General features: G+C 41.8%; 13 protein-coding genes. All 13 read left to right on the top strand.

What is annotated here, in order from left to right; translation table 11 throughout:
- Positions 1-12: 12 nt before the first annotated feature.
- The 13 genes from nadX (at position 13) to ACFPRA_RS02550 (ending at position 13,058) form a co-directional block, all read left to right on the top strand.
- The gene (gene nadX, locus ACFPRA_RS02610; protein ID WP_381430294.1) at positions 13-789 is read left to right on the top strand and encodes an aspartate dehydrogenase; all 777 of its coding nucleotides are present in this window, start codon (positions 13-15) and stop codon (positions 787-789) included.
- Between the two features lie 19 nt (positions 790-808).
- The gene (locus ACFPRA_RS02605) at positions 809-2,131 is read left to right on the top strand and encodes an aromatic ring-hydroxylating oxygenase subunit alpha (RefSeq protein ID WP_381430292.1); all 1,323 of its coding nucleotides are present in this window, start codon (positions 809-811) and stop codon (positions 2,129-2,131) included.
- A 12-nt stretch (positions 2,132-2,143) separates the two neighbouring features.
- Positions 2,144-2,647, top strand: a complete 504-nt coding sequence (locus tag ACFPRA_RS02600; RefSeq protein WP_381430290.1) for an aromatic-ring-hydroxylating dioxygenase subunit beta — start codon at positions 2,144-2,146, stop codon at positions 2,645-2,647.
- Positions 2,648-2,924: 277 nt separating this feature from the next.
- Positions 2,925-3,725, top strand: a complete 801-nt coding sequence (hcaB, locus tag ACFPRA_RS02595) for a 3-(cis-5,6-dihydroxycyclohexa-1,3-dien-1-yl)propanoate dehydrogenase (RefSeq protein ID WP_381430287.1) — start codon at positions 2,925-2,927, stop codon at positions 3,723-3,725.
- 77 nt (positions 3,726-3,802) lie between these two features.
- On the top strand, positions 3,803-4,690 hold the full coding sequence (locus ACFPRA_RS02590; RefSeq protein WP_381430285.1) for an FAD binding domain-containing protein: 888 nt from the start codon (positions 3,803-3,805) through the stop codon (positions 4,688-4,690).
- A complete protein-coding gene (locus tag ACFPRA_RS02585; RefSeq protein ID WP_381430282.1) occupies positions 4,683-5,225 on the top strand; it encodes a (2Fe-2S)-binding protein in 543 nt (180 codons plus the stop codon). The genes ACFPRA_RS02590 and ACFPRA_RS02585 overlap by 8 nt, the downstream gene beginning before the upstream one ends.
- 15 nt (positions 5,226-5,240) lie before the next feature.
- Positions 5,241-7,598, top strand: coding sequence for a xanthine dehydrogenase family protein molybdopterin-binding subunit (locus ACFPRA_RS02580; protein ID WP_381430279.1), 2,358 nt, complete (start codon positions 5,241-5,243; stop codon positions 7,596-7,598).
- The gene (locus tag ACFPRA_RS02575; RefSeq protein ID WP_381430276.1) at positions 7,595-8,758 is read left to right on the top strand and encodes an XdhC family protein; all 1,164 of its coding nucleotides are present in this window, start codon (positions 7,595-7,597) and stop codon (positions 8,756-8,758) included. Before ACFPRA_RS02580 ends, ACFPRA_RS02575 begins: the two co-directional genes overlap by 4 nt.
- On the top strand, positions 8,758-9,366 hold the full coding sequence (locus tag ACFPRA_RS02570; RefSeq protein WP_381430274.1) for a nucleotidyltransferase family protein: 609 nt from the start codon (positions 8,758-8,760) through the stop codon (positions 9,364-9,366). The genes ACFPRA_RS02575 and ACFPRA_RS02570 overlap by 1 nt, the downstream gene beginning before the upstream one ends.
- A 116-nt stretch (positions 9,367-9,482) precedes the next feature.
- A complete protein-coding gene (locus ACFPRA_RS02565) occupies positions 9,483-9,731 on the top strand; it encodes a MoaD/ThiS family protein (protein WP_381430271.1) in 249 nt (82 codons plus the stop codon).
- Between the two features lie 79 nt (positions 9,732-9,810).
- Positions 9,811-10,821, top strand: a complete 1,011-nt coding sequence (gene moaA / locus ACFPRA_RS02560) for a GTP 3',8-cyclase MoaA (protein ID WP_381430268.1) — start codon at positions 9,811-9,813, stop codon at positions 10,819-10,821.
- Positions 10,822-11,289: 468 nt separating this feature from the next.
- Positions 11,290-11,736, top strand: a complete 447-nt coding sequence (locus ACFPRA_RS02555) for an SRPBCC family protein (RefSeq protein ID WP_381430265.1) — start codon at positions 11,290-11,292, stop codon at positions 11,734-11,736.
- Positions 11,737-11,837: 101 nt separating this feature from the next.
- Complete coding sequence (locus ACFPRA_RS02550; protein WP_381430263.1) at positions 11,838-13,058, top strand: ABC transporter substrate-binding protein; 1,221 nt, start codon at positions 11,838-11,840, stop codon at positions 13,056-13,058.
- Positions 13,059-13,100 lie beyond the last annotated feature (42 nt).

Genomic DNA, 13,100 nt, shown 5'->3' with positions numbered 1-13,100 from the left:
GGAGTGGTCTGAATGAATATAGGAATTATCGGAGCAGGTTCCATTGCGACATTCATCATGAAAGAAACGCAACAAAAACAGCTGGACGGATTGCAAGTGAAAAGCTTATTTGTCCGTAATTTTAAAAAATATGAGCAGCTTGCTGCTGATTACGGTATTCAGTTATTCGATGATATCGACCAATTCCTCGACTCCGGTATAGATATCGTAGTGGAAGCTGCCAATGTAGCAACGACTCATCAGCTTGTTCCAAAGGTGCTCGAGAAAAAAGAAGTGATCATCATTAGTATCGGAGCACTAGCTGATGAGGCATTTTTAGAACAAGTAAGACTCGTGGGGAAAAAACACAATCATTCAATTTATTTACCATCCGGTGCAATTGGAGGAATAGACGCAATCCAAAATGCAAATGGATTAGGAGAATTGAAAAGGGTTTCATTAACAACGAGGAAGCCGGCGCATTCATTTGGAGAGGACATCGAAGGAGAAAAAGTGATTTTCCAAGGTTCTGCTGCGGAAGCGATTGAAAAATTCCCTAAAAATATTAACGTATCCATTGTATTATCACTTGCTGGAATCGGGGTGGAAAATACAAAAGTTGAAATTATTGCTGATTCGACGGTTACAAAAAATCATCATCAAATTCAAGCGGAAGGCACTTTTGGTTCTATGACGTTTCAAATCGAAAACGAACCGATGCATACGAACCCTAACACGAGTATGTTAGCCGCTTTGAGTGTGCTAGGCACATTGAAAAAGTTACAATCTAATATAAAGATTGGCTTATAACAATAAGGAGGTCGTTTACATGACTATTACAAGCACTAAACAAGTTCCGAGATTGGAAGAAATGACAAGAAGCGAATTGATCCAGTACTTGAAGGACACCGTCAAGCCAGAAGAAGGACTGATTCCATCTTATATTTTCTCCCATCCCAAAGTTTACGAGCTTGAAATGGAGAAAATTTTCTTAAAAGACTGGCTATTTGTCGCTCATAAGTCGGAAATCCCGAACAAAGGAGATTTTGTGACACGGGAAATGGGAGGACAAAGCGTCATCGTCACACATGGTGCAGATGGTGAAATTCATGTGTTGCTAAATGTTTGTACACACCGCGGCATGAAACTTTGCCGGATGGATAATGGAAATCAAAAAAACTTTACATGCCCATACCATGGATTCAACTTTAGAAATACTGGTGATTTGGTCGGGATTCCGTTTGAGAAAGTCGTTTACGGTGATACTATGGATAAAAGTAAAATGGGATTGAAAGAAATCCGTCATGAGGTCTATGCAGACTTAATTTTTGCAACGCTTGATGATGATGCTGTTTCCCTTAATGAATTTTTGGGAGATATTAAATGGTATCTCGACTTGGCATTTAACCGTACGGAAATGGAAGTTGTAGGTCTTCCGCAAAAATGGAATGTAGATGGAACTTGGAAACTGGGATCAGATAATACAATTTCAGACTCTTACCATACATTGGTGTCTCATGGGTCAATTGCAAAATTAGGCCTTGTGCCAACTGGGGATTATTCGAAATACGGTTACCAAATTTATACAGGGAATGGCCACGGACTGAACTTAGGTATGCCTAACCCTGGTGGTTTCGCTTTCCCGGAAAACTTGATTGACGAATATAAAGAACGGCTCAGTGATGACCAATACGATATTTTGGAGAATATGAAGAATATGATCGTTTGTGTATCACCGAACATTATGATTCTCATCTCTTCGATGGATTTGAAAGGGCAACAAGTCTCCCACACATCTCTTCGTATTTGGAAGCCGACAGGTCCAGACTCCATGGAGATTTCTTCTTGGGTGCTTGTTGAAAAAGACGCGCCAGAAGAATGGAAAAAATTATCTGTACAAGCGAATACATTAACATTTGGAGCTTCCGGAATTTTCGAGCAAGACGATACAGAAAATTTTACAGATATCACGCAGAATAGTAAAAATCCATATCATTTACAAGAAAACATTGTCTACAACTATACGATGGGAATGCAACAAAAGCCAGTAGAAGACTTCGTTGGACCTGGTATTGTCTATAAAGACAAATTTAATGAAGCGAACTCAAGAGCATTTTTCAGAAACTGGCTTGACCAAATAACAGCTGAATAAGAGGTGAATGGGATGCACGAGAATATTATTCTACAATATGAAATTGAGCAATGGCTTTATAAAGAAGCAGAGCTTTTGGATGATTTGAATTTTGATGATTGGTATGGACTGCTAGATGAAGAAATCAAGTATATAATGCCTTTAAGAATTAACCAAATGGAAGAGTCAAAACCTGATTACTCAGAAGCTACTTTGCTATTCGATGATGATTCGACAACTTTGAAACTTCGAATCGATCGTTTGAAAACGGATATGGCGTGGGCTGAATTGCCACCGTCACGTACAAGAAGAAATGTTTCAAATGTGAAGATCAAGGAAGTGTCAGAAAATGAAGTGACAGTTCATAGTAATTTGCTGTTGTATAGAAGTAGAAGTACAGATACGACTGCTGATTTAATCTCAGGAGAGCGTAAAGATGTGCTGCGTAAAGATAACGGTGAATGGAAGCTAGTGTCACGTTGGTTCTTAGCAGACCAGACCTCTTTAGGTACGAGAAACTTGGCGATTTTTGTTTAACTTGATTCAGCAGAGTCCACCACTTCTATAAGTGGTGGGGTGAATATCAGAAAGCATTTCAATCAAAGAGAGTCCAAAACCCGACTGAATCAAGTTAAGCCTCCGGCGGATGTCACGGATTTTGAAAGGAGTCAATTGTGCAAGCACAATTCAAAATCCGGACGCAATTACGCCGAGGCGTAATTGATTAGACATTCAACTATGTAGCTACCCGTTAAAAATAGGGTAGCTACAGTTGTTCCAAGAAAGATTAATTTAATAGTAGGGAAGTGTAAAAGTGACGAAATTATTGGATGGAAAAGTAGCAATTGTGACAGGTGGAACAAATGGCATTGGAGAGGCAGTCGCCAGGGAATTTATACATCAAGGCGCAAAAGTTTGTATTTTGGGAAGATCAGAAGAGAAGCTGAATGCGTTAGGAGAAGAATTTAAAGACAATGTTTTAACAGTGAAAGGCGACGTAACAAAATATTCAAGCCATCAAGAAGCTGTCCAAAAAACAGTGGAACAGTTTGGAAAACTGGATATATTGGTTTCTAATGCAGGCGTCTTCGATGGCTTTGTCACATTGGAGCGACTGCCTGAAGAGCAACTGGACGAAGCGTTTTCAACCATTTTCGATATCAATGTAAAAGGGGGCTTATTAGCGGCAAAAGCTGCTGCTGAAGAGCTGAAGAAGACGAGAGGGAATATCATTTTCACTGTTTCCAATTCCGGGTTTTATCCGAATGGCGGAGGTCCTATTTACACGGCAAGTAAGCATGCGATTGTAGGACTTATCCGAGAGTTGGCCTATGAGTTGGCTCCTGACATTAGAGTAAATGGTGTGTCACCTGGTGGAACGGTTACGGAAATCACTGCAATCCCATGTTTGCAAGATACCGTGAAAAAGATTGACCCGGAAACGAGGAAGAAAAGCATTGCAAGTAGAAATCCGCTGCAAATTGCTCAGGAAGCAAGTGATCATAACGGCGCTTATGTCCTGTTAGCATCTGATAACGCTAAGGCGATCACAGGAACTGTCATTGAGAGTGATGGAGGACTTGGTGTGAGGGGTATGCCTGGAAGCACTTTTTAAAAAGGGGTATTTTACCATTACCTGTACTTGTAATGACAGTTTGTAGGCATACATTTAAAAATTGAGGAGGTCGTCATATGAAACCAGCTGTTTTTAATTATCTTCGGCCTGAAAGTGTCGAAGAAGCGTTGCGATTGTTGTCGGATTATGGTGATGATGCAAAAGTATTGTCGGGCGGGCAAAGTTTAATACCAGTACTGAATATGAGGCTTTCAACGCCGGAATATCTTATCGACATAGGCAAAGTGGAAGAGTTGAACTATATTCGTGAAGAGGGAGACCATCTTGCCATCGGTGCACTGGTAAGGCATAAGGATATAGAATCGTCACCACTCGTGAAAGAATTATGCCCGTTATTGGAGGAAGCAATTCGATGGGTTGGAACGACACAAATCCGGAACAGAGGGACAGTAGGTGGTAGTATTGCCCACGGCGATCCCTCAGCAGAATTGCCATGTGTCTTAGCTGCACTCCGCGGTGAAATTGTTGTTGCTAGTATGGAAGGTGAAGAGGTTTTAAGTCCTGAGGAATTTTTCTTGACGTATATGCTAACCTCTTTGCAACCCGATCAAATGATAAAAGAAATCAGATTTCCGATTATGAGTAAAGAGAGTGCTTCCTCCTTTGTTGAAGTCGCAAGGACACACGGAGATTTTGCGCTTGCGGAAGCCGCGGTCGTTCTTGAAACGGATGAAACTGGAACGGTTACGAAAGCACAAATAGCAGTTGGCGGTGTGAATCCGACTCCGACTGTCCTTGAGGAAGTGGAGGAACACATCATCGGTAAAAAACTGACGGATGAATTGCTTGCGGAAGTTAGGGAAATGACAGAAGACAATGTAGATCCGGAATCAGACTTGCATGGAACAGACGAGTACCGCCGGGAACTTGTAGGTGTTCTCGTTCAAAGAGCATTGAAAACAGCAGTTGCCCGTGTGATGAAAGGAGATGGACAGCATGAGTAAAAGAACGATTGCTTTGACGATAAATAGTGTAAAAGTCCAAAAAGAAGTAGCGTCACGTATGTTGTTAACTGATTTTATCCGTGATGAGTTAAAACTGACAGGCACGAATGTCGGCTGTGAACATGGCGTATGTGGTGCTTGCACAATCCTGTTGAATGGAGAATCTGTACGGGCTTGTTTGATGCTCGCGGTTCAAGCGGATGGATGCGAAATCGAAACGGTCGAATCACTCCAAAACGACAATGGTACGCTGAACACGCTTCAGCAATCCTTTAAAGACTGCCACGGATTGCAGTGCGGTTTTTGCACACCTGGTTTTTTAATGACCTTAACTCCTTTTCTAAAAGAAAATGAAGATCCGACAGAGGAAGAAATTCGTGAAGCCGTTTCAGGCAATTTGTGTAGATGTACAGGCTATGCAAACATCGTGAAAGCAGTCCAACAAGCTGTACAAATCCAACGCACTTCCAAATCATTGAAGGAGCCGATATGTCAATCCGATCACAAACAGAAAGAAACGGTTCAAATAAGTTAAGGGAGGATGAATGTAATGTCAAAGTTTGTAGGACAAAGTGTGAAGCGGAAAGAAGATACTCGACTACTAACAGGTGCAGGCAAATACGTTGCAGATTTACGTATGGAAAATATGCTGGAAGCTGCATTTTTAAGAAGCACTTACGGTCATGCCCGCATAAAAGGCATAGAGGTAGACGCCGCAAAATCTTTGGAGGGCGTCTATGCGGTTATCACGAGCAATGATATTGAAGGGAAAATTAAACCGATCAAACAATTTGACTCCCATTGCATACTTCCCCCCAACTTAATCGAAGAAATTGATCCTGTCATCAATTACAATTTTGAAGATGTTCTTGCGAAGGGAAAAGTGACGTATGCTGGACAACCGGTTGTAGTCGTCGTAGCAAAGAATCGATATATTGCAGAAGACGCCTTAGCTTTACTAAAAGTCGAATACGAACCACTAGAAGCACTGGTCGATCCATTTGAAGCGGCTAAGGAAAATGCTCCGATTATACAGGAGCATATGGAAAGTAATATCCAATCCCACTTCCTTGTCCAAGTAGGCGATGTGGACAGAGCAATTGAAGAAGCGGATTATGTCTTAAAGAAAAGGTTAAGAACGCCACGTCTATCCTCTAGTCCAATGGAAACGAGGGGTGTGCTAGCTAATTACGATGCAATTACGGAAAAATTCCGAGTATGGTCTTCCACACAACTGCCTTATGAAGTCCGATCCACTATTGCTTCCCTTCTGGAAATACCAGAGGAGAGCATCCATGTGACGGCGCCCGAAGTCGGCGGTGGATTCGGTCCGAAAGGCGGCGTCCATCCCGAAGAAGTACTAGTTCCTTACTTGTCCAGAATGCTTGGACGACCGATAAGATGGATTGAAGACCGCCTCGAACATTTAACGGCTGCTCGGCAATCACGGGATCAAACTCATGACGTCGAAGTCTCTTATAAAAAGGATGGGACAATTACCGGTATAAAAGATGATTTTATAGTGGATAGCGGCGCTGTGAACTATTTTGCGCTTACATGTGCCTATAATACAGCTTATCATTTGCGGGGTATGTACAAAATTCCGAGTTATCAATCCAAGTGCCGTGTCATCCTGACGAATAAAACACCTAATGTCCCGTTCCGCGGCGCCGGACGACCGGAAGCCACGTTTGTCATGGACCGGGTTATCGATATGATCGCGCGAAATTTAGCGATGGATCCAGTGGACGTTATGAAAAAAAATATGATCCAAGCGGAGGAAATGCCGTATGATCAAGGCATCTTAGTGAAAGACGGTGCCCAGCTAATCTATGATAGCGGTAACTACCCGGATGCATTGGACAAAGTATTGGAAGCCGCAAACTACGAAGGATTCCGAAAGAAACAACAGGAACTAAAGGAAATGGGTAAATATGTTGGGATCGGCATTTCTTCATTCATTGAAGGAACGGGATCCGGACCGTTTGAGAGCGCGCTCGTTAAAATTGACCTTACAGGACATGTGACAGCACATTTGGGTTCTTCTCCCCAAGGACAAGGGCACGAGACCGTATTCTCACAAATTTGTGCAGACGATCTTGGCATAACGTTAGACCAAGTGACAGTGATCGTTGGGGACACTGGCGTTTTACCATTAGGCGCAGGAACATACGCAAGTAGAAGTGCTGTCAATGCGGGTTCCGCAATTCATGCTGCTTCGCAAAAATTGCGAAAGAAAGTACTTGAAATCGCGGGCATAATGTTGAGTAAAGAAGTTGAAACGCTGCTTATTGAAAATGGGAGCATCTATGCGCACGATAATCCCGAAAAAAAATTGACGTTTGTTGACATAGCTAATGCTGCAAGACCAAGCAAAAGTTCGAAATTGCCTGAAGGCATGGAAGCAGGATTGCAAGTGCTTCATTATTTTGTGCCTCCGACCGTTACCTTTGCTTCTTCAATCCATGTAGCTCAAGTAGAAGTGGATAAAGAAACCGGATTTGTGAAAATCCAAGATTATAGTATTGTCCATGATTGTGGTACGGTCATTAATCCAATGATTGTTGAAGGACAGGTCCAAGGGGGGATTGCACAAGGAATCGGCTCAGCTTTATATGAAGAAATTGTCCATGATAAAAACGGCCAAGTATTGACTGGTAGTTATATGGATTATTTAATCCCTACGTCCATGGAAATTCCGACGGTAAAGATGGTGCACCAAGAATATCCGTCAACAAGAAATCCGATGGGCATAAAAGGTGTTGGAGAAGGTGGCGCCATTTCTCCGCCTGCAGCTATTGCAAATGCAGTTGTCGATGCACTGACACCACTTTCTATTGAAATCACCAAAGTGCCGGTCAGTCCAGGGTACCTCCGGGAATTAATCAAGGAAGCGGAGAGAGTGTGAAATGGCCTAGCTTAGGCAAACAGTTTTCAAATGCGGTTTTCGGGGTGAATGATATGCAAGAAATTTATGAGGAAATAATGCGTTGCAAAAAGCTAGGATTAGATGGTGTGCTTGGCACAATCATTTCTACCGAAGGGTCCACTTATCAAAAAACGGGCACCAAATGCTTTATCGCGGCAGATGGAAAGTTGACTGGAATTGTAAGTGGCGGTTGTGTAGAAGGTGATTTGCATATAATCGCCGATGAAGTAATAGACAGAGGGAAACCAAAAATTGTTCATTATGACTTTCAGGACGAAGGCGATTTGATCTGGGGACTTGGCGTAGGATGCAATGGGAAAATGGATGTGTTTTTAGAACCGTTTAGGCCCGAAAAGGATGCCGTGCAAGCAGAACAGATTCAGAAATGGTTTGAAAGAGGAAAGTCGGAAATTTTGCATAGCATAACCGTTACAGACGCGGAGGATAATCATTATATCGGCAGAAAGTGGTTGATAAATCCACAAGCGTTGGATTTTGATTTGGTTCCATTCAAAGAAATAATGCATGACTACTTGGAAAACGAAGGTTCCGTTGCCGCTTCAGTCGTCCAAACTGCAGACAAAGGAACTTTCCGATTATTTTATGATGTTATTGATCCTGCACCTACTCTGGCGATATTCGGAGGGGGATCGGATGCCGTTCCCTTAGTGCAATTGGCGAAAAAGATGAAATGGTATGTGACAGTGTTGGATCATCGGCCGGCTTTTGCAAACAGTGGAAATTTCCCTGAGGCGGATGCCGTAATTTGCTATCCCCCAGGAAGCGTTCCTAACTTTGAGTTGGATAGCAATACGTATGTCGTCATTATGTCGCATCACTTTTTGCAAGATCAAATCGTTTTAAAAGAAGTTATAAATTCCGAAGCGGCATATATCGGGCTTTTAGGGCCGAGAAGAAGGACGGATGAGTTAGCGAAAGATTTACATTTGGAGAGTCATTCAAACAGTCATAAAATCCATAGTCCGATTGGATTGGACATTGGATCGGAAACACCCGAGGAGATAGCCCTTAGCATCATTTCTGAAGTGATTTCCGTCTACCGGGGCGGAACCGGAAGCAAGCTGACGACCCTTGAAGGGAAGTTCAATTCGTGTGAAAAGAAAGGGCTTCTAATCTAATGGTGAACAATGGCGTATGGGCTATCATCTTAGCAGCTGGATTTTCTACAAGAATGGGGAAACCTAAAATGTTACTTCCTTTTCAAGGGGAATCATTGTTGAGACGGACAATTGGCCAAGCATTGAAGTCTCGGATAGATGGTTTAATTGTCGTGGTGAACCCGTTGACGAAGAATATAGTTATGGAAGCAAACGCAGAAGGGGTAGATCAAGTGGTTCTCAATGACCGTGCATTTGAAGGGATGTCTTCATCCCTCAAGGCGGGCTTACAGGCAGTGTATGACAAAGCGAAGTCGGTCGTCTTCTTATTAAGCGACCAACCGCTCATGTCCGTAAGGGAAATCAATACAGTTGTCGAGGCCCACTTATGCCAGCCGAGTTATTCGATTGTCCAAGCAACCTATCAAGGGTGTAAAGGGCATCCGGTCTTGTTCAAAAAGGAAATGTTTCCTCATCTATTGAATATAAGCGGGGATGAAGGTGGAAAATCGGTCATTGCTCAGTTTAGACAATCAGTTTATTACGCTGAAATGAATAAAGAACCAATTCCTGACGTAGACACACCTTCTGACTACTTGCGATTAATCAACCATCTGGACAGTGAATAGTACTTCAGCGGGCTTATTTGAATAGTTTTTATAGGGACGATAGTTCATCAATGGGAACTGTCGTCTCATTTTTAGACGTAAGCCCTAATGAAATAAAGTAAAGGAGGGCACGGTCTATGGAAAATCGATATTCAAGACAAACTTTATTTAAACCAATCTGCAACGAGTTGACGGGAAAGTCTGAAGAAACAATTGAGCAAGATTCGATGACCGTCCAACAATTGCTGGATTGGGCGGAAAATACATATCCGGGTTTCGGAAAAGATGCGATTCATGTCGCTGTCAATGAAGAATATGCGTTAAAGGATGACGTCATCCAGTCTAGTGATGTTTGTGCATTCATCCCTCCAGTGAGTGGTGGATGAAAACAGTGGGGATTATTCTTGCGGGAGGGATGTCAAGGTGGATTAATACGCCAATGGACTTGGAAGGGAGAGGACAAACTTGAGTGCGCCCAAAGATCAAATCAACCGGCCGATTCGGGATCTTCGAATATCGGTAACGGATAAATGCAATTTCAGATGCTCGTACTGTATGCCAAAGGAGATTTTTGGGGATGATTATGTTTTTTTGCCGAGGGAAGGACTTCTTTCATTTGAAGAGATAGAGCGTTTTGCAAAGTTGTTTGCAAAGCTCGGAGTGAAAAAGCTGCGTCTCACTGGCGGAGAACCACTTATGAGAAGAGACCTTCCGGAGTTGGTTGCGAAGCTTATGATAATCGAAGGCATTGAAGATATCGGATTGACGACAAATGGCGTTCTGCTGGGCAAGTATGCCAAACCACTTTACGATGCGGGGTTACGGAGGCTGAATATGAGTTTGGATGCACTTGATCCTAAAATCTTTGGTGAGCTGAATGGTAGGGAGACGAAGCCTGATTTGATTCTTTCAAATATTGATTATGCGCAAAGCGTCGGTTTTGAAATCAAAGTCAATATGGTCGTCCAAAAAGGTGTCAATGAGAGTGAAATCTTGCCGATGGCTGCTTATTTCAAAGAAAGAGGGATCACGCTTCGCTTTATCGAATTCATGGACGTTGGTAATGATAATGGCTGGAGTTTTGAAAAAGTTGTCACAAAAAAAGAGATTTATGGCATGTTGAAAGATGTTTATGAAATGGAACCGTCTGAACCGCATTATTTCGGAGAAGTGGCAAAGCGTTACCGCTATACGGATAACGGAGCCGAAGTTGGGTTTATCACATCTGTCTCAGAATCATTCTGCTCTTCTTGCACACGTGCCCGGTTATCGTCGGATGGCAAGTTCTTCACTTGCTTGTTTGCTTCAGAAGGGTTCGATTTGCGGTCGCTTATAAGAAGCGGCGTAACGGATGAGGCATTATCGAATGCGATTCGGGGTGTATGGGAGCGGAGAAGTGATCGTTATTCCGATGAACGGATGGAACAGACAGCAAAGAACCGGAAAAAAATCGGAATGAGTTATATTGGCGGGTAACGTTTGGAAACATAAACAGAGTAAACCCAAATTTAAAAATAAGCGCACCTATTCGTTACGCATGACAAATAGCTGTCTATCTCAATTTTTTTAGGTAGATGGCTATTTCTTTGGTGGCTTGAAGATTTTACGTGACAGAGCATTCTTCCTGTCACAACCTCGTATCTTCGGATTTCAAAGAGCATGTTTGACTACAGTATAGCACAAATGGCAAGGTCTATAGATTTACTAGAGTGACAAAAATAGTTGACTCAAAAAAAAAATCTAGTTGATAATATATTCGGAATAATATACAATTTATTAAAGGTTAGGAAAAGATGTTTTGTATATAAAACATTATAAGTTGATTCAAGATTTAGGCTAATCGTTTATTCATTTATTTTGGTTTTCGGTGAAAGCGATTACAATTTGCGACCTAATGTTTGAACTACAAAGCAAAGTTTAAGAAAAATTAGGAGGAGATTACAAATGCAAATAGCAGGAGAAGCAAAATTCGATTTGTCAAAACAGGAGTTATGGGAGATACTTCATGATCCTGAAATTTTGAAAAATGTCATCCCGGGTTGTGAGGAACTGAATTTGCTAGGCGCGGATGAATATGAAGTAGTCATGAATCTTGGTGTGGCAGCTGTTAAAGGAAAATATACAGGACATATCGTCATCAATAACGTGCAAGAACCCGTTCATTATACTTTAGAAGCCGAAGGAAGCGGCGGGCCAGGTCATGTGAAAGCTAAAATGGATTGTAAAATTGAAGATTCATCTTCCGGTGGCGTCGTTTTAAAATGGCAATGCGATGCGGAAGTAGGCGGTTTAATTGCCGGTGTAGGAAGCCGTGTGCTCAGTGGTATTGCTAAATATATGGCAGGGAAATTTTTCTCTGACATTAAAAAACAAATTAAAAACAAAGTGTGAGTTTTAGTTATTTGAATGTTTTAGTGTAAGGAGATAAGAATCGAGAAAATTTAACGGTGAATGTAGAGAGATTGATTTTCGCAAAAGGGGGATTTTAGTAGATGAATAAGAAAAACATATTTTTGATTGGAATCGTATCTATGATTAGTATTTTTTTAATTGCATGCAGTGAAGGAAGCGCGGGAGGAGCTGGAAACGGCTCCGATAAAGACGATGTGAAAGTAGGTTTTATTCTTTCTTTAACTGGCAATTTTGCGTTCATGGGAGAAGGTATTAAAGAAGGGCTTGAACTTTACTTTGAAGAAAATGATGAAATTGCCGGAAGAAAAGTCCAGCTAATTTTCGAAGACGATGGAGGAGATCCCCAAGCGGCTTTAAGGAAGTATGAGCAACTAACATTAAAGCAGAATGTGGACATGATCGGTGGTGGAACCATCGGGAGTATTGCGGCAGCGTTAAGGGATAAAGTAGATGCAGAAAAAAGAGTTCCAATGATTAATGTAGTCGGTACTGGCAACACATTGTCATGGGACAACAGAAGTGACTATGTATGGAGAACAAGTTTTTCAGCTTGGCAATATGCAGCCACTGCGGGAAAATTTGCCGCTGAAGAAGTCGGTAAATCAGCAGTCGTTGTTGCATCCGATTATGTAGCGGGCCACGAAATTGCGACGGATTTCATCGCGAACTTCGAAGAAAATGGAGGCAATATCGAGAAAATAATTTGGGCACCAGTTGGGACAAGCGATTTTTCTTCTTATTTGACGCAAATAAATGAAATAAAACCAGATTCGGTTTTTATGTTTATTCCGGGGGCTGATGGACCAAGGTTCGTCCAGCAATACAAAGAGTTTGGTTTGAGAGATAAGTACCAGCTTCTAGAAAGCTCAGCTATGTTGAATGCACCATCTACAATTAAAGCTGTAGCAGATGCTGTAGTAGGTGGACAAATGGTTACAAACTATTTCCCTGAATTGGATAATAACGTGAACAATGAATTCGTTAAAAAGTTCAAGGAAAAGTATGGGAAAGAACCGGATAATTACGCAGTGAACGGCTATGATTCTGCACAGTTGATTGTAGAAGCAATCAAAAAGGCAGATAGTACGGAAGCCGATCAAATTGTAAAAGCACTAGAGGAAGGGATTTCAATTGATAGCCCTCGTGGTCCGATTGAAATTGATCCTGTTACAAATAATCCGATTCAAAACATGTATATCGTTGAAGGTAAGAAAGAAAATGATGCCATCTTATTTGAACTGATAAAAACATATGAAAAAGTACAAATGCCAAAAGAGGCTACCGGTTACAAAGAGTATTAACAGATGAATACGATTACAGAATATTGATGCTCGGCTAGTTCC

The organism is Sporosarcina soli (genome assembly GCF_042655805.1).
GTDB lineage: Bacteria > Bacillota > Bacilli > Bacillales_A > Planococcaceae > Sporosarcina > Sporosarcina soli.
This window is presented reverse-complemented; position numbering and strand designations above follow the sequence as displayed.

Excerpts from the sequence above, each read along its gene's own strand:
- ACFPRA_RS02555 (WP_381430265.1), top strand. The coding sequence starts at position 11,290 with ATGCAAATAGCAGGAGAAGCAAAATTCGATTTGTCAAAACAGGAGTTA.
- ACFPRA_RS02590 (WP_381430285.1), top strand. The coding sequence starts at position 3,803 with ATGAAACCAGCTGTTTTTAATTATCTTCGGCCTGAAAGTGTCGAAGAA.
- ACFPRA_RS02585 (WP_381430282.1), top strand. The coding sequence starts at position 4,683 with ATGAGTAAAAGAACGATTGCTTTGACGATAAATAGTGTAAAAGTCCAA.
- nadX (WP_381430294.1), top strand. The coding sequence starts at position 13 with ATGAATATAGGAATTATCGGAGCAGGTTCCATTGCGACATTCATCATG.
- ACFPRA_RS02605 (WP_381430292.1), top strand. The coding sequence starts at position 809 with ATGACTATTACAAGCACTAAACAAGTTCCGAGATTGGAAGAAATGACA.
- ACFPRA_RS02570 (WP_381430274.1), top strand. The coding sequence starts at position 8,758 with ATGGTGAACAATGGCGTATGGGCTATCATCTTAGCAGCTGGATTTTCT.
- ACFPRA_RS02550 (WP_381430263.1), top strand. The coding sequence starts at position 11,838 with ATGAATAAGAAAAACATATTTTTGATTGGAATCGTATCTATGATTAGT.
- ACFPRA_RS02600 (WP_381430290.1), top strand. The coding sequence starts at position 2,144 with ATGCACGAGAATATTATTCTACAATATGAAATTGAGCAATGGCTTTAT.
- ACFPRA_RS02580 (WP_381430279.1), top strand. The coding sequence starts at position 5,241 with ATGTCAAAGTTTGTAGGACAAAGTGTGAAGCGGAAAGAAGATACTCGA.
- ACFPRA_RS02565 (WP_381430271.1), top strand. The coding sequence starts at position 9,483 with ATGGAAAATCGATATTCAAGACAAACTTTATTTAAACCAATCTGCAAC.